The organism is Umezawaea sp. Da 62-37, from assembly GCF_032460545.1.
Lineage (GTDB): Bacteria > Actinomycetota > Actinomycetes > Mycobacteriales > Pseudonocardiaceae > Umezawaea.
Genome location: NZ_CP135965.1, coordinates 6,728,239 through 6,744,471, shown reverse-complemented (window position 1 = coordinate 6,744,471; position 16,233 = coordinate 6,728,239). Strand labels below are relative to the sequence as shown.

Annotated in this window: 12 protein-coding genes; 8 read left to right on the top strand and 4 right to left on the bottom strand. The window is 68.0% G+C overall.

Annotation, left to right across the window (positions count from 1 at the left end; genetic code table 11):
• Positions 1-90 precede the first annotated feature (90 nt).
• Entirely contained in the window at positions 91-981 is an 891-nt protein-coding gene (locus RM788_RS31110) for a hypothetical protein (RefSeq protein WP_315921688.1), read from the top strand.
• A gap of 48 nt (positions 982-1,029) precedes the next feature.
• On the opposite strand, the gene RM788_RS31105 is transcribed toward RM788_RS31110, so the two are convergent.
• Positions 1,030-2,121 (bottom strand): S-(hydroxymethyl)mycothiol dehydrogenase, encoded by a 1,092-nt coding sequence (locus RM788_RS31105; RefSeq protein WP_315921686.1) that lies wholly within the window; start codon positions 2,119-2,121, stop codon positions 1,030-1,032.
• Positions 2,122-2,616: 495 nt separating this feature from the next.
• On the opposite strand from RM788_RS31105, the gene RM788_RS31100 reads away from it, so the two are divergent.
• Entirely contained in the window at positions 2,617-3,873 is a 1,257-nt protein-coding gene (locus RM788_RS31100) for an MFS transporter (protein ID WP_315921684.1), read from the top strand.
• A 271-nt stretch (positions 3,874-4,144) separates the two neighbouring features.
• On the opposite strand, the gene RM788_RS31095 is transcribed toward RM788_RS31100, so the two are convergent.
• From RM788_RS31095 to RM788_RS31085, 3 genes are all read right to left on the bottom strand, one after another.
• Positions 4,145-6,409: an ATP-binding protein gene (locus RM788_RS31095; protein WP_315921682.1), complete on the bottom strand. Its 2,265-nt coding sequence runs from the start codon at positions 6,407-6,409 to the stop codon at positions 4,145-4,147.
• 138 nt (positions 6,410-6,547) lie between these two features.
• Positions 6,548-7,159, bottom strand: coding sequence for a DUF6879 family protein (locus RM788_RS31090; protein WP_315921680.1), 612 nt, complete (start codon positions 7,157-7,159; stop codon positions 6,548-6,550).
• Positions 7,152-7,352 carry a hypothetical protein gene (locus tag RM788_RS31085; protein WP_315921678.1) on the bottom strand — a complete coding sequence of 67 codons (201 nt, stop codon included), beginning with the start codon at positions 7,350-7,352 and terminating at the stop codon, positions 7,152-7,154. The genes RM788_RS31090 and RM788_RS31085 overlap by 8 nt, the downstream gene beginning before the upstream one ends.
• 650 nt (positions 7,353-8,002) lie before the next feature.
• Between RM788_RS31085 and RM788_RS31080 the strand changes: the two genes are divergently transcribed.
• The 6 genes from RM788_RS31080 to RM788_RS31055 all read left to right on the top strand — a co-directional run bounded on the left by RM788_RS31080 (position 8,003) and on the right by RM788_RS31055 (position 16,208).
• Positions 8,003-9,874, top strand: coding sequence for a hypothetical protein (locus RM788_RS31080; RefSeq protein WP_315921676.1), 1,872 nt, complete (start codon positions 8,003-8,005; stop codon positions 9,872-9,874).
• A gap of 530 nt (positions 9,875-10,404) precedes the next feature.
• The gene (locus RM788_RS31075; RefSeq protein ID WP_315921674.1) at positions 10,405-11,619 is read left to right on the top strand and encodes an ISAs1 family transposase; all 1,215 of its coding nucleotides are present in this window, start codon (positions 10,405-10,407) and stop codon (positions 11,617-11,619) included.
• A 386-nt stretch (positions 11,620-12,005) separates the two neighbouring features.
• The gene (locus RM788_RS31070; RefSeq protein ID WP_315921672.1) at positions 12,006-12,368 is read left to right on the top strand and encodes a hypothetical protein; all 363 of its coding nucleotides are present in this window, start codon (positions 12,006-12,008) and stop codon (positions 12,366-12,368) included.
• Positions 12,365-13,522 carry a hypothetical protein gene (locus RM788_RS31065; protein WP_315921670.1) on the top strand — a complete coding sequence of 386 codons (1,158 nt, stop codon included), beginning with the start codon at positions 12,365-12,367 and terminating at the stop codon, positions 13,520-13,522. Before RM788_RS31070 ends, RM788_RS31065 begins: the two co-directional genes overlap by 4 nt.
• A gap of 136 nt (positions 13,523-13,658) precedes the next feature.
• Positions 13,659-14,957, top strand: coding sequence for a hypothetical protein (locus RM788_RS31060; RefSeq protein WP_315921668.1), 1,299 nt, complete (start codon positions 13,659-13,661; stop codon positions 14,955-14,957).
• A gap of 30 nt (positions 14,958-14,987) precedes the next feature.
• On the top strand, positions 14,988-16,208 hold the full coding sequence (locus tag RM788_RS31055) for a TIGR02679 family protein (protein ID WP_315921666.1): 1,221 nt from the start codon (positions 14,988-14,990) through the stop codon (positions 16,206-16,208).
• The last annotated feature ends 25 nt before the right edge of the window (positions 16,209-16,233 follow it).

Sequence of the window (16,233 nt, the reverse complement as noted above, 5' to 3'; positions counted from 1 at the left end):
ATCAATCCGAAAAGGATTGAACCGATCCGGGTGCGCGTGCGTGCTTGAGTCGTACATCGACTTGCACCACACCACTCCCGGAGAAGACAAATGCTGCGCAAGCACGCCTGGCCCCTTGCCGCCCTTTTCGCGGTCGGCGCGATCGCGCTGTCCGCCTGCGGCTCCACCGGCGGCGCCGCGCAACCCGCGTCGCAGCCGTCGTCCGACAGCGGCGCAGGCACCTCCTCGGAGGTGCAGCCGCTGTCGGGCACGGCGCGGTCCAACAAGGCCGACGAGAAGGCGGGCGACATGGCCCCCGTCGACGCCCCGGCGGAAACGCGGGAGAAGTGGGTGTCGCTCCGCGCCGCCAGCGCGGGTGAGCTGAACCCCGTCGTGATCAACGGCGCGGGCCTCACGCTGTACCGGTTCGACAAGGACTCGGCCGACCCGTCCAAGGCCACCTGCAACGGCGACTGCGCCGTGACCTGGCCGCCGGTCACCGTCGCGCACGGCGGGAAGGTGTTCTTCGCCGGGATCAAGAAGGACGACATCGGCGTCGTCAAGCGCGACGACGGCAAGCTCCAGATCACCATCAAGGGCTGGCCCGTCTACCGCTTCGCGAAGGACACCAAGCCCGGCGACACCCTGGGCCAGGGCGTCGGCGGCACCTGGTTCGGCGTCACGCCGGACGGCCGGAAGGCGGGCCCCGCGAAGCCCGTCACCCCGCCGCCCGCCTCGTCCGACACCAAGCCCGCCACCTCGGCGACCGTGTTCACCGGCAAGAACTTCGACGACTTCAGCGGTGACAACTCCGCCAGCGGCATCACCGGCCCCGGCTGCAAGGACATCCGCGGCGACATCAAGTCGATCCAGCCGTCCGGCTCGCTCAAGATCTGGTCCGACGCGGGCTGCAAGGGCAAGTCGCTCGTGATCGACGAAGACGTCCCCGACCTCGCCGCGATCGGCTTCCCCGACGGCATCAGGTCCGTCTTCTTCGGCTGATCACCGGGGCGCCGCCGGGACCCCGGTCCCGGCGGCGCCGTCCGTCGGTCAGCCGATCTCCACGACGCTGCGCAGGACGTCGCCGCGGCGCATGCTGGTGAACGCCTCCTCGACGTCGGCCAGCGAGATCCTCTCGGTGACGAACTTCTCCAGCGGCAGGTTGCCCTGGAGGTGCAGGTCCACCAGCGCCGGGAAGTCCCGCGACGGCAGGCAGTCGCCGTACCAGGAGGTCTTGTAGGTCCCGCCGCGCAGGAACGCGTCGAGCAGCGGCATCTCCAGGCGCATGCCCGCGTCCGGCCGGGCGACGAGCACGAACGTGCCGCCCAGCGCGCGGGAGTAGAACGCCTGCCGCCAGGTCTCCGGGAAGCCCGCCGCGTCGATCACCACGTCCGCCCCGAGGCCCTCGGTGAGCGCCCTGATCGCGGCGACCACGTCGTCGGTGGTCCGCGCGTCGATCACGTCCGTCGCACCGAACTCCTTGGCGTGCACCAGCTTCCGCGCGTCGACGTCCACGGCGATGATCCGGGTCGCGCCCGCCAGCTTCGCCCCGGCCACCGCCGCCCCGCCGACCCCGCCGATGCCGATCACCGCGACCGAGTCGCCCCTGGTGACCCCGCCGGTGTGCATCGCCGCGCCGAGCCCCGACATCACGCCGCAGCCGAGCAGCCCGGCGACCGCCGGGTCCACCCGCGGGTCGACCGGCGTGCACTGTCCACTGTGGACGAGGGTCAGCTCGCTGAACGCGCCGATGCCGAGCGCGGCACCCAGCGGCTCACCGGTGGCCAGCGTCATCCGCTGATCCGCCACGAAGTCGTCGACGCACGCGGTCGGGTTGCCGCGGCGGCACGGGCGGCAGCGCCCGCACACCGCGCGCCAGTTGAGGATCACGAAGTCGCCGGGTGCCACGTTGTGCACGCCCGGCCCGATCCGGTCCACCACGCCGGAGGCCTCGTGGCCCAGCAGGTAGGGGAACTTGTCGCCGATGACACCGTCCCGGTAGTGCAGGTCGGTGTGGCAGACGCCGGACGCCTGGACCCGGACCGTCACCTCCCCCGGTCCCGGATCCGGGACGATGATGTCCCGCACCTCGACCGGCCGCCCCTTGCCGAGTGCGACCACTGCCTTAGCCGTCTGCGACATCGCCCGTCATTTCCCGTCCGTCGTGATTTCCGGAAGTCCGCTCCGGTGGGAGCGCGGATTCGCCCGACCGTCGCCGTCGAATGGGCCGCGCACCGGAAAAATCGCCCACCGGGCACCGCCCATTACCGCCGGACGACCGGGGCCGCCGTATTATGCACACGGAGCACAGCCCTCACCAGCACATCCCGAATCGGACATGCGAAGACCGTATGACGGGACAACGCCCAGGTAGAGGCGCTTCCGCGCACACCGAAGCCGCACTGTCAACGACCTAATAGGGTTTCCCTCGACACGGTCACCCGAACCGCGTGCACCTATTCGCCATTCCTATCACTGCCCCCGCCGGCACGAAAAATCGTTCTTCGGGCAGTTCCCCCGTGTCAGGATGTCCCGCGGATCGCCGGGCACCCGTCGGAGTGCACCGGACTCCGCCACTGATCTTGAAATGGTGTCGCACGCGCGCCGCCGGACAACAAAAGGGGGGTGTTCAGCGGCATGACCAGAACAGCCGGCCGAATCACCGCGTTCGTCCTGTTCGCGACCACCGTCAGCTTCCTGATCTCGATGGCGGGCTCGTCGCTCAAGAGCACGGTCCAGGTGCTGTTCCTGCCGATCGCCGACGGCCTCGACGTCAACCGCGGCACGCTCGCCATCGCGACCACCCTCTTCGCCGTGGTCACCGCCCTCGTCTCCTCCGCGGTCGGCCACCTCGCCGAACGCGTCGGCGCCGTGCCCGTCCTCGCGATCGGCGCCGCCACCACCGGCGGCGTGCTGATCCTCTGCGCGTACGCCACCGACATCTGGATGTTCGTCCTCGCCTACGGCGTCCTGGGCGCCATCGGCTGCACCATGCTCTCGTTCGTCCCGCTCGGCGTACTCGCCGACCAGCTCTTCCGCGGCAAGAACGCCGGCTTCGTCTACGCCGTCCTCACCAACGGCGCCGCAGTCGGCTTCATCGTCCTCGTTCCACTGTGGACGTTCCTGGGGACCACCCTGAGCTGGAACCAGATCCTCCTCGCGGTCGGCATCATCTTCATCGCCGTCCTGCTCCCCCTCTCCCTGGTCCTGGTCAAGTACTCCGCCAGGCAGGGCGGCCGCCCCACCCCCTCGGAAACCACGCTCTGGCAAGGCATCCGCACCACCTTCCAGAACAAGCGCGTCCGCGGCCTCATCCTCCCCTTCTTCGCCTGCGGCACCACCATGGCCTTCATCGACGTCCACCTCTTCCCCCACATGCACGACCACGGCGTGACCCCGGCCGTCAGCTCGCTGTCCTTCGTACTGCTGGGAATCCTGGAGATCATCGGCTCCCTGGTGGCAGGCAGGCTCTGCGACAAGGGCATGATCCGCGCCACCCTCATGGGCGCCTACCTGGTACGAGCGGCCTCCATGCTCCTGCTGCCCTTCTTCGACTCCGACGTAGCCGTCCTGGCCTTCGGCGCCGTCTTCGGCGCCAGCTACCTCGCCACCGTCGTCGCCACCACCGTCTGGATCACCCAGATCGTCCCCAAGGGCTCCCGCGGCACCGCACTCGGCGTCCTCTGGTCACTCCACATGGTCGCCGTCGCCCTGAGCAGCCAGGTCGGCGCCATCATCGCCGACGTCGAACACAGCTACATACCCATGATCCTCGGCTGCGCCGCCCTCACCACCGCCGCCGCAATCCTCGTCTCCCGCCAACCAGACCCCAACCTCACCCCCACGGACCCGACCGACACCACTCCGGTCGCCGCCACCATCGCGGCGGAGTAACCCAGGTAACCGCGGCCGATGGCAGATCGTGGAGATGAGCGGCTGGGACCGCGACGCCAATGCCACGACCAGCCCTTGACCGATCGAAACAAACAATCGGACCCACACCCACCTGCCGTGGACTCGGCCGCCACTGCCATGAAAATCAGCGTGAATAGGACAGGGCCAACCTCAACGATCGAACACCCGTTCCCCGTTGCCACATGAACTCGGCCCGAACCCCATCACAAGCTCACGACCAATACTGCGCACGGCACCTCGGGCAAGTCGATCAGAGCGTTGCAGGACCGTCTTCTCCACCTCGACGAAGTACGCCAACCTCGGCGTGGTGGCGGCGGGCGGCCGGGTCGTCGAACTGTGCGAACAGAGCTGCCGCCTCATCCAGAACGCTCACCGCCGCTGGTAAGCCTTCCGTGTCGATCAAAACGCTCCCCAGGTTGCGAAGGCCCACCGCCAACCGCCACCGCTCACCGGATTGCCGGAACACGTCCACCGCGTACCGGTGGAACGCGGTGGCATCCGCAGGTCGCCCCGACCGCTGGTACGCCTCACCGGTGGCATCCAGGACAGCAGCCTCCCGAACCCTGTCGCCCAACTGCCGCTGGAGCGACGCCGCGCGCTGGTAGAGGACCAGGGCTTCATCGGGGTCACCGAGGGCCAGGGACACCTGTCCGGCCTCCAGTGACCAGAACGCTTCCCACGCCTGGTTCTTGCGATCCCTTGCGATCGACAGCGCGTCGCCGATGAAGCGGTGCGCTTGATCCGGAACGCCGAGCAGGCGGTGCGCGTGGCTCAACCCGCGCAACGCGTCGCCTTCGCCACCGGGGATCGACAGGCGCCGGTACCCGGCCAGGGCGGTGTGGAGCAGCGGGACGGCCTCCTGGGGGCGGTCGAGGTCGATGAGGGCGTTGGCGATGTTGTTGGACGCCACCGCTGTCCAGTAGCCGTCCGCCAGGTCGTCCGCGATCTCGAGGGAACGCCGGAAGTGCCGCAGCGCCGTGTCCGGTTCGTGGTTGCGCAGGTGCGCCAGGCCGAGCGCGTTGGTGGACGCGAGTTCGCCACGCCGGTCGCCGATCTCCTGCCTGATCGACAGCGCCGACGTCTGGTGCTCGATCCCCTCGGCCCGGTTCCCCTGCTGCGTGTGCGCCTTGCCGAGGCTTTCCAACGCGTCCGCTTCGCCGCGGCGGTTTCCCGATCGGCGAGCCGCGGCCAGACCTGCCACGCCGGTCGTGATCCAGTCGTCGAAGTGGTTGTAGCGGGCGTAGATCTCGCGCAGGATGTCCGCCAACAGCGCCACGGCATCGTTACGCCCCTGCGCTTCCAGGACGCGGATCATCGACCGGAGGTTCCGGCGCTCGTGTTCGTACCAGGCGAAGGCGTCCTCGTGGTCCGCGAACACCGGGGCAGATACCTCCGGAGGCAGCGCAGGCAGTTCGCGGGCAGCGGCTTCGGGGATCAGCGTCCGGACCGCGTTCCACACCGCGTGCAGGTACCAGGCGGCCAAGCGCTCCAGCGCCGCCGTCGCCGACTCCGGTGATTCCTCTGTTCGCGCCTGGTCCTGCGCGTAGAGCCGGAGCAGGTCGTGGAACTCGTAGCGGTCCGGTGCCGTGCTCGCCAGCAGGTGCGCGCCTGCCAGATCCTCCAGCAGGCGCCGCACGGTGGGCACGGGTTCGCCAAGCAGCACCGCGACGGCCGCGGGCCCGAAGTCGTCACCGGGGTACAGACCGAGCATGCGGAACAGCCGACTCGCTCCCTTGGACAGCGCCCGGTAGGACCACGCGAAGACGGTGCGGACGGCGTCGCTGTCGTCCGATCCCAAGGCGTCCCACAGGCTCGACTCGTCGCGCAGTTCGGTGATCATGTCCCGCAGTGACGTCCGCGGTTTGCCGATCGCCCGCTCCGCCGCTATGCGCAGCGCCAATGGCAGACGTGCGCACAGCCCGGCCAGTTGCGCCAGGTCTTCGTCGTCGTCCTGGGGGCGGTACTCGTGGATCAGTTCCCGCAACAACGACACGGCCTCGTCGAGCGGCAGGATGTCCAATCGCAGCCGACGTGCCCCGTCACGGGCGACCAAGCCGGCTAGCTTGTCGCGACTGGTCACCAGCACGAGGCAGCCTGCGGTCCCCGGCAGGAGCGGCCTCACCTGGGTCGGCGACGCCGCGTTGTCCAGCAGGATCAGGAATTTGCGTCCCGCGAGGAGGGACCGGAACAACGCCGAGCGCGCGTCCAGGTCGGCAGGCACGAGGTTGCCCGGCACTCCCAACGCGCGCAGGAAGCGGTCGAGCGCCTCGTCCGGACCGATCGGCAGCCCGGCGTCGTAACCGCGCAGGTTCACGTAGAGCTGACCGTCCGGGAAGTCACCGGCGACCTGGTGCGCCCACCGCACCGCCAGCGACGTCTTGCCCACGCCGGCGGTGCCGACCACCACCCACACCACGACCCGGTCCGCCACCTCCGCCGATGTCAGCGTGAGCGATTCGAGGTCGTCGAAACGGTTGACGAAACCGCGCACGTCGGCGGGTAACTGCCGTGGCATAGGGGTAACGGAGCGTCCGGAACGGTGGAAGTGCACACCGCCGATCACATCACGGGCCTGAACGACGTCCTCAGCTGATCCGCTCAGGTCGTTGCGCGATTCACCCCAACTGTGCCTGTCGGGTCCCGTCATGACCTGTCAGCCCGCCAAAGGCAATTGCCCGGCCGCCTCGCGGTCGAAGAACGAGCCGAGTTCTTCACCCTGGTCGTACAAAGAGGCCACGACGTCACCCCAAAGCCCGACCTCATCGGGAACAGTGCACTTCACCGCACCGCTCAACGCGCCCTCGCCGTCGTAGAGCACCTGGTAGGCGATGGCCCGCCCGAGGAGGAAGAGTTCGGGGAGCACCGTGCCGCCGGTTTCGAACGCACCGACCTGGTCGCGCTCGACCACCCGGATCTTCCCACCCACCTGGTAGCGGACGTGGAGCGAGGTCAACTCCCAGAGCAGGTACGACGTGATCGGCTTCTCCACCACCCGCACACGACGCACCTCCATGCCCTTGTCGCTGATCCTGCGCTCGTAGGCGGCGACATTCGCACGCCCTTCCTCCAGCAGGTCGATCGACCTCCGCCAGTCGTTGCGCCTGGACGCCTCCCAACTCTCGTTGGAGGACTCGACGAACTCCTGACGCCGTTCCAGCTTCCAGTTCATGCCGCTGTTGTCGTGCCAGAAGTTGTCCTTGAAGTCGTCGAGGTACTCGTCGACGCTCAGTCTGGTGCCGCTCAGGACGAGCTCGGAGTCACTCATCGACGATGTCCGTCTTGGCTGCCCGCAGCATGACACCGGGGATCACAACGAGTTTCTCGTCCGCACCGATGTGGACGCCTTCGGGCAAGCGGGGCGCGTAGTCCGCTGTGAGGTCTCGACCGATGACCGCGATGTCACCGTTGGCCAACTCCCAGATGTCCGGGCAGGAGGGATCGTCGTTGGTGACGCCCAACTGAGCAGCTGACCTGCCAAGTCGTCTGGTGAAGTGCGCGACGGGGTCGGCTTCCCAAGGGCGACTCATGAAATCCCCTTGCGTTCGATTCGATTCCGGAAATGCTGTATGGCGACATCTGCTCGGACAACTTCGTCCATCTGGTTTTCGATGTTAGTGAACACCTCACGACGCCAGTCCGCAGAATTGCAGATTTGACGCCTATTCCATCGAAGACAGGACCACCGTACAGGCGCATTGGAACACATGATCGACCGGCTTTTATTCACATTGAGTGCATTTGCCAACTCCCGCCCACCATCTGGGCGACACACTTCCGGACTAGGCATCGCCGTGTTGGTCACACCGGGGGTGCCGCCCCTTCCCGCTCCGGTGAAACGAAGAGGTGTCCATGAGCGATCACCAGAGGTGCGCGGTATCGGGTTCGGATTCGACGGAGCGCTGTGATCCCTGCTGAGTCCGCACCAGCGCACCCTGGTGCCGCAGTGGCTGGAGGAGACCTGCGACAGCAAAGAGCCTGGCCGAGGACATGGCACGCGAACAGCTCATCGAAGTGCTCAGCTGGTTCCACGCAGTCGCCAGTGATGACCAACTGGTCGATAGCGGCGTTTCGTGACATGCCAGGCGCGCCCACCGCGACAAGGTGACGTTTGAGGGACAACGGTTCGAAAGTGGTGCCACTTCACCTGAAGAGTGCCCACGACGACGAATTCGGGATAGAGCGGAACAGACGGGCGCAGGGCACCCGGACTGTGGGAGGAGATCGCATGCAGAACCCTTCAGACTCGACGGAGATCGCCGGGCCTGGGAAGAACGGCCGAAGCGACACCACCGACTTGCCCGTTGTGGACGATCCGACGGCCGACTCGGACATCGACTCGACGACGTCGACGGTTCTGGTGGAGGTGCTCCCGGGGGTGGCTGTCATCGCCGGTGAGATCCCGCCGGACCTGAAGCCCGATCTGATCGACTTCGGGATCGTGCCGGCTGCCGACCGCAAGCAGATCTCAGCAATCCTTGCGTCGATCGGGAATGCGGCGACCGTTGTCGGCAATCTCGGAAACGCGTTCACCAACGTGCAGGGCCTCTACCGGATTGGCGACCACGCACAGACCCTGCTGAGAAGCGGTGCGACGCTCGCCGCCAAGGACGGCGGGAGCCTCGGGGCGGTGATGGGCCCCGGCGGCATCCTGCATCAGGCCCGCTTCTACTCCGTGAGCGCGGTGGGCAAGGCGCCGCTCGCGGCCTCGGTCGGTCCGGCGCTGGCCATGATCGCCCTCCAGATGATGCTGAGCGAGGTCACGGACCTCGTCAAGACCAACCTCGCGGTGGCGAACCAGGTCCTCACCACCATCCGCAAGGAGCAGTGGGCCGAACTGACGGGGCTCGTCGCCGCCATCGATCGCGCGGTCGACCAGGCGCGGGAGATCGAGTCGGTCCCGACGTCCCTGTGGGAGGACGTCGCGGGCAGTGGAGCGCTGCTGCGGAAGCAGCTCGAGCTCTACCGGGGGAACGTCCGCGACCACGTCGGTCAGATCAACCGGGCCGACGCGCGCAGCCACCGCGAATACCTGCAGACCAACGGCAAAGTGGTCGCCTTCGACGTCCACGCCCTCCTGTCCTCCCTCAACGCGTGGACCGGGTACCAAGCGCTTCGCGCCGCGAGGGCGAGAGCCGCTGGACGCGAGGACGACAAAGAAGCGCAGTACGCCGAGATCATCGCGCGCGACACCCGCAAGGAGTTCGACTCCGCTCTCGCCGAGACGACGAGCCTCATCGACGCGCTGACGCGGGAGCTGCGGATCACCGCCGAACTCGCCCTCCCCGACTCGTGGCCGCTGCTGGGGAAGCGGAACGACGTGAAGGCAGCCCGCGAACTCTCCGCCGAGCTTCTGAACGCGATCGAGCCCCTCGCTGACGCCCTCCATCCGCCGACCCCTCCACTCGACGCACCGGGCGTCGTCTGCGCACCCGAATCGCTGGATTCCGAGCCGTACCTCCGCATTCTGCGCTGGCTCTTCGAGGATGGTGAATCCTTGCGCGTCCTCGGCTTCCCCGACCAGCTCGTCACCGTCAGTCCCGTTTCCGCGATCGTCGGCGGTGCGCTGGACATGTTCACGGCGGCGGCGGACAAGTCCACGGCGAGAACACTGATCGCCGTCACGGATCGCCGCATCATCATGGCCAAGCCGAACGCGTTCCTCGAGCAGGCCGAGATCCGCCACAACATCCCGATCGACCAGGTGCGGTACATCCGAGCGACCACCACGCGGGACAACGGCTCACGCTCGGCGATCGACCTCATCACGCGCGACGAGAACATCCGGTGGCTCTTCCACACCGACATCGACAACAAGCAAGTGGACACGCTCGCCGCCGTGCTCGCCGAATCGATGACGATCCCGGACGCCGAACGCGATGAGCTCCAACGGCGGCACCACGCCTCCCCTGAGGCAGCCGAGCCGAACGGGAGCAACGACACGGCGTCCACCGAACCGACTGGATCCGAAACCACGACCTGACGACCTGACCAGTCCTGGAGATCACCTGCATCGCCGCGGCAACTTCGGTCGCCGCGGCCAGCAGCGCGGTACAGCCATGCTGACAACGGGATCCGGCACCCAAGAGCATGGTCGCGGTAGCGGGGCGCGAAGAATCACGACGATGGAAAACCCGACACGGTGAACGGTTCTGGAGCAATGCGGTCGACCCTGTTCCGGGTCATTCCGGGCCGTGCTCCAGCTTCGGATCCGCAGTCCACAGTAGACACAAAACGAGATCACCCGCTGACCGGATAACCCCAGGTCAGCGGGTGATGTGTATTGCATATAACGTTGTGAAGCTGAGGGGACTCGAACCCCTGGCCCTCACACTGCCAGTGCTGTTCAACAAGCCCCCTGACCCAGGGCGATTGCGTAGTCGCGTGGTGCGCCGCTGACCAGGGAACACCTGGCATGAGTGAGCCTTGTGGAAGCGGAAGGGGCAGGTGAGACCACATCGGTGATCATGGAGTTCTCGACGCTTCACAACTTCCCGAGGACCTCACCCGCCGATGGCATCATCTCTCATCACCGCACTGACCGTCACCACCCCCACCAGCAGCATCCCCGCAGCCCCGGTCACCGACGGTGAACAGCACGGCCTGCTGCACGCCTTGTCCAAGGTTTCCGATCCACGTGACCCGCGCGGGATCCGTTACCCACTGTCGGCACTGCTTGCCGTCGCGGTCTGCGCGGTCCTGGCCGGGGCGTCGTCATTCGCGGCGATCACCGACTGGCTGCACGATCTCGACGACCACGCCCGTGACCGACTCGGCTTCGACCGGATACCCGCCCCGACAACGATGTGGCGACTACTGACACGCCTGGACGCCGATCAACTGGCCGGCGTCCTCGCCGGCTGGCTGCACCACCGCACCACCCCACCAAGCCCGGTCCAACAGCAGTACCGCCGGGTCATCGCCGTGGACGGAAAAACCCTCCGCGGAGCCCGCCGCGACAACGGCCGCCAAGTCCATCTGCTCTCCGCGTTGGACACCAGCACCGGCATCGTCCTGGCCCAGGTCACGATCGACGCGAAGTCCAACGAGATCCCCGCTTTCGGCCCGCTGCTCGACGCCGTCGAACACCTCTTGGGAACCCTGGCCGGGATCCTGTTCGTCGCCGACGCCCTACACACCCAGACCGGTCACGCCGAGAAGGTCGCCGCCCGCGGCGCCCACCTGATGACCACGGTCAAAGGAAACCAGCCCACACTGCTCGCCCAGCTCAAAACCCTGCCCTGGCCACAGATCCCCGCCGGGCACCGCACCCGCGACCGCGGTCACGGCCGATCCGAGACCCGCACGATCAAGACCGCCACCCTGAACACACCCGGCGGCATCGCCTTCCCGCACGCCCGTCAGGCCGTCCGGATCACCCGAACCCGCACCGCCCTCGCCACCGGCAAGACCAGCCGAGAAACCGCCTATCTCACCGTGTCCCTGCCCACCGGCCAAGCCCTGCCCGCCGACCTGCAAACCTGGGCACGCCAGGAATGGCTCATCGAGAACCAGGTCCATCACGTCCGCGACGTGACATTCCGTGAAGACGCACACCAAGCCCGGACCGGCACCGGACCCGCCGTCATCGCAACCCTGCGTAATACCGCGATCGGCTGGCACCGCGCCAACGGCGACACCAACATCGCTCGAGCCCTTCGACGCGCCAACCGCCGCTCACACGACCTCATCACAGCCGTGACCAGCAGTCACCCCACAACGCAATGACCCTGCCCCCTGACCAGCGCGAACAAAGAACCGCCACGTCAGCCGGCGCAGTTCACCACTGTTCGAAACCGTCGCGCTTCGTTCAACTCCGCCGCCTGCTCCAGATCTGCTCCACGCACCACAGCATGAAGAGGGATGGAGGTCGAGCTCAACCGTCGAACACGCGTTCCCACGCGCGGTGCGAAGCTCGGCTCGCCTCCCATGGTTCCGCGGTCAACCACTCGCCTCGCGCACACCACGGCGCTGTCGTCGCCCACAGGCCCTGTTCGCCCGCTGCACAGCTGCTCGGTCGCCGTCCACGGCTCGGTACTACCCTTTACCTCCACCCGGCCGGACGGAATGCAATTCGTCCTGTCCGGATCAACTCAGATCCGAGAGGATGACGAGTGGCGAAGCTCGCGGGGCGTACGACCGGTCGTTGGCGGATCGTGGAGATGGACCAGTGGGATCAGGACGCAATCGACCTCGTCGAGCCAGGGTTCATCACATTCACGCGCGACGGGACCGGTGAGTTCGGGTTCATCGCCGTCAACGGGTGGATGGACTGCCGCTGGAGCAAGCGCGATGGCCAGCCCTTCGTCGAGTTCACCTGGGAAGGCAACGACGAGATGGACCCGGCCAGCGGGCGCGGCTGGGCTGTCCTCGCCGAGAACGGCACGCTCACCGGGCACCTGTTCATCCACTTGGGAGAAGACTCGGGCTTCCGCGCCACACCGCTCACCGAGACCGGGAAGCGGAACGGGCGTTGAGCGAGTACCAGTACTACGAATTCGTCGCGCTGGACCAGCCGCTCAACACGAAAGCGCAGGCTGAGGTCCGCGCCCTGTCCACCCGCGCACGGATCACCGCCACCAGCTTCGTCAACGAGTACGAGTGGGGCGACTTTCGAGGCGACCCCAGCCGATTGGTGGAACGCCACTACGACGCGCACCTCTACCTCGCCAACTGGGGCACCCGACGCCTCCTGCTGCGTCTGCCGCGCGGTCTGCTCGACCTGGACGCGGTCGAGCCCTACCTCGTCGACGAGCAGATCGAAGCCTGGACGACAGATACCCACCTCGTCCTCGACCTGCACAACCACGACGAGACCGGTGACTGGGACTACGAGCCGCAGGGGGCGCTGTCCGCCATCGTCGGCGTGCGGAACGAACTCGCCGCCGGTGACCACCGTGCGCTGTACCTGGCGTGGCTGGCCGGGTACGGCACCTGGGAACGCGACGAGGAAGCGTTTGACCGCGACACGGACGACGAGCCGGAACCACCCGTGCCCGCTGGATTGCGCGCACTCACCGCGGCACAGCGCGCCTTGGCCGACTTCCTCCGCCTCGACGACGACCTGCTCGCGGTCGCAGCCGAGGCGAGCCCACCGCTCGACGGGACCACCGACGTCCCGGACCAGCTGGCGGCCTGGCTGACGGCGCTGCCCGGCACCGAGAAGGACCGCCTGCTGCAGCGCGTCGTCCAGGATCAGGCGGCGACCGTGCGGATGGAGCTGCTGCGTCGATTCCACGACCGCACCACCCCGCTCGCAACACCCCCGCGGCGCACCGTGAGCGACCTCTTGGACGAGACGGCGCGCAGGCGCGCCGGACGACAGCAGCGGGAACAGGCCGAGCGCACCGAGGAGGAAGCCCGCCGTGAGCGCGACAGAACCCTCGCCCGCGAGCGGCGGCTGGACGGACTGGCACAAGATCGACAAGTCGCCTGGACGCGCGTCGACGCCCTGATCGCCACCCGCAAACCCGCCGACTACGACGCCGCCATCGCTCTCCTCGTCGACCTGCGAGCCCTGGCCGACCGCGAAGAGCGCCCGGACGAGTTCGCCCGGCGCCACGCTGCCCTCCGACTAGCGCACAAGAACAAGCCCAGCCTCATCGCCCGTCTGGCACGCGTGAACCTGTGACCACCGACCTGGCACCACGCGCACCGGAGGTGCAGGTCGCCCACAAGTCTTCCGGCGGATGTGGAAACCTGACCGCGTGAACCGTTCGGAACCGGCCGCGCCCGATCCTCCACCGGGCGAGGGGAACGTGAACCGGGTGGATTCCTCTCCGGAGCTGGCAAGGCTCACCGAGCAGGAGGCTTTCGCCAACCTGCGTACCGTGCTCGAACTGTGCGCGGCCGGGGAGGTGAAGTGCAGCGACAAGACCAGCCGCCCGTCCGCCGCGACCATCCGCACCATCGGTGCGCACCTCGCACAGTGCGACTTCTACGCCGAGGAGCCCATCGCCGCGTTCGCGTGGCCGTTGCTGCTGCAAGCCGGTGGCTTCGCCGCGCTCGACGGCACCCGCCTCCGACTGACCCCGAAAGGCCGCTCGGTACTGGGGAAACCATCCGCGGAAAACATCCGGCACCTGTGGCGACGCTGGCTCACCCACGCGGTCATCGACGAGTTCAGCCGGATCGAGCAGATCAAGGGCCAGCACGCTCCCAACGTGCTCACCTCGGCCAAGACCCGACGACGGATGGTCGCCACGGCGTTGGCCACCTGTCCTGAAGGTGACTGGCTGGACGTGGGCGTCCTGTTCACCAGGATGCGGCACGGCAACATGAGCCCCACCGTCGTCCGCTCCGACAGGGCGTTGTGGAAGCTCTACCTCGTCGACCCGGAGTACGGCAGTCTCGGCTACGAGGGCTACCACGAGTGGGAACTGCTCGAAGGCCGCTACACCCTGGCCGTGTTGTTCGAGTACGCGGGCACCTTGGGCCTGGTCGACCTCAAGTACACCCCTGCTGCCGAGGCGCGCTACGACTTCCGCGACAACTGGGGCGCCGACGGCCTGGACGCGCTGAGCCGCTACGACGGCCTCCAGGAGATCAGGCTCACCGCCTTGGGCGCCTACGCCCTCGGTCTGGTCGACACCTATCAGCCCCCGGTGACCGGTTCCCGGCCGCTCAAGGTGCTGACCAACCTCGACATCGTCGCCACAGGGGATGTCACTGCCGCGGACCGGCTCGTCCTGTCCGCCTGGGCGGAGCAAACCGCGGACCGCGTCTGGGCGGTGTCGGCCGCCGGCCTGCTCTCCGCGCTCGGCAACGGCCGAGCTCTCCGCGAGTTCGCCGACTTCTTGACCGAACGGACCGAACACGACCTGCCCGACGCGTTTCGCGTCCTGGTCGAGGACGTCAACCGGCGGAGCACCCAGCTCACCGATCTCGGCCAAGTCCGCCTCATCGAATGCGCCGACCCCGCGCTCGCCGCGTTGATCACCCACGACCGCGCTCTGCGCGGGCTGTGCCGCCCGATCGGCGACCGCCACCTCGCCGTCCGCCCGGATCAGGAGCTGAAGTTCCGCAAAGCCCTCCTGAGGTTGGGCCACGTCGTGCCGGAGCGCTGATCGACGACCGGCTCTGCCAAGCTTGAGGTCGTGCGCGCGTTGGACCGACTCGGATCGCCTGCCCTGATGCCGTTGTGGAAGGCCGTGCACGACCGGATGTCCTCAGGACGGCAGGTCAGCCGGGTCAAGGTCGGCCCCCTCGACGAGGAGCAGCGGTCTGCTGTGGCCGACCTGCTGGGAGCCGACCGCCTGCCGGGCGAGTACGCGACGGTGTCGGTGGCCATGCTCGAAGAACTGCTCTCGGCCTCTGTGGGCGCGGGAGTGCGTGAAGTGGTGACGTCCCTCCTGGGCCCTCTGGACGACCGGGCGGCGCGGCGGGCAACGGGGGCGGCTGAGCGGTCCGAGCTGTGGGAGTGGCTGGCCGGACACCCTGTGGTGGCGGCCCAGCCGGTGTTGCGGGAGTGGGTGGACGCCGTTCGGCGAGCTGGGCTCATCGGTGGTTCCGCCGAGCGCACCAGGAAGGAACTCGACCGCGCCCTTCGGGTGTTCGGCGCTCTGCCCGCGACAGGTGTGCCGCTGCCGGTGTTGGCGGAAGACGTGCTCGGTGACCCGCACGCCCTGGACGAGGGAACGCGGTGCGCCGGGCTGGTCCTGCGGGCGCTGGCGGTGCTCCACGCCGTGGAGTTGCCACAGGACGCGCAGGAGCGGCGTGCGCTGTGGGAGAGCGCCGGGGTGGTCGAGGACGAGCTGTCGTCGGTCGTCCTGGCCGCCGGGCTGCGGTTGAGCGGTGTCGGCGGTCGGGTGCTGCGGGTGTGCGCGGATGAGGGGCACGTCGCGGCCCTGACGTTGGCGCAGGTCCGGGCCACGTCGTTCACCGGGGTGCCGCGGGACGTGTGGGTGTTCGAGAACCCGAGCGTGCTCGCGGTGGCGGTCACGCGGTTCGGGACCTCGTGCCCTCCGGTCGTGTGCGCGTCGGGTTGGCCCAACAGCGCGGTGATCGCACTGCTGCGCGGGCTGGCCGCGGCGGGGTCCGCTCTGCACTACCACGGCGACTTCGACGGCGAGGGCGTGCGGATCGCCGCGCACGTGGCGGCGCGCACCGGCGCCGAACCGTGGCGCATGGCCACCGACGACTACCTGCGGGCCTTGGGCGGCGGCACGCCCGTGGGGAGGGTCACCGAAGCGCCCTGGGACAGCCGGCTGGCGGACGTGATGCGCGAGCACGGGTCAGCGGTTTCGGAGGAGCGGGTCACCGCTCGGCTGCTGGACCAGCTCGAAGAATGCGGACGGGTTGTCGGTGGTCTGCCGTAGCGTGCTCGACCGACGGGAGGAGGGG